Source organism: Noviherbaspirillum sp. ST9 (assembly GCF_048799745.1).
Taxonomy (GTDB): domain Bacteria; phylum Pseudomonadota; class Gammaproteobacteria; order Burkholderiales; family Burkholderiaceae_D; genus Noviherbaspirillum.
Genome location: NZ_JBLWFR010000125.1, coordinates 1 through 620, shown reverse-complemented (window position 1 = coordinate 620; position 620 = coordinate 1). Strand labels below are relative to the sequence as shown.

Annotated in this window: 2 protein-coding genes; both read right to left on the bottom strand. The window is 45.5% G+C overall.

The genetic code is table 11. The features are described from left to right. Positions 1-481: TolC family protein (locus tag ACNOHI_RS25120; protein WP_420477452.1), on the bottom strand; the 481-nt coding region annotated here is incomplete at its 3' end. Position 482: 1 nt separating this feature from the next. Then, entirely contained in the window at positions 483-611 is a 129-nt protein-coding gene (locus ACNOHI_RS25115) for a hypothetical protein (protein WP_420477453.1), read from the bottom strand. Between the last annotated feature and the right edge of the window lie 9 nt (positions 612-620).

Here is a 620-nt window from a genome sequence, read left to right as displayed (position 1 = left end):
GGGCAACCTGTTCATATACCTCTTTCCTCGTTTTAGAAAGATTCAGCCCTGCAATCTCCTTGTTGTATTTTGCCGTCCTGATAGCAAACCAGTCTTGCGTATTCACCAGGTTTAGCTGTGCCACAATACTCGTATTGTAGTTATAACGCTTGCCGAACTCCTCCTCTATAAAGGTCCCCTCTGGAGCAGACTTGTCGAAGAGATTTGCGGGAATCAACGTAGGCTGTATTTTGATGTTATCGGTAAAATTTCCGTTGAGGGTCAGCGTTGGCTGCAGGCGCGCTTTTGTTTGCTTCAAAGCCTCGCCGTTTACCGCTATTTCAGTTCGCGAAGAAAGAATCGTAATATTCCGCCGGTCGGCATATGCCCATAAGCTGTCGAGCGAAGGGAACACATACTGGGAATAGACAAATGATGGGCTCAGACATAAAATAAACGCTATGGACATGTAACAGCGCCAACCGGCGGTTTTAAACTTCATCTTAATTCTTCTTGCCTACCTGTATATAACTTTCCTGGCCATTCTCAGACACCGTTTTTTCGTAGTAAGTATCATTTATACGATAATATCTTTTCCCTGAGATCTCCACGGTTTCTGTTCCGGGTGGCAGGGAGCCGAT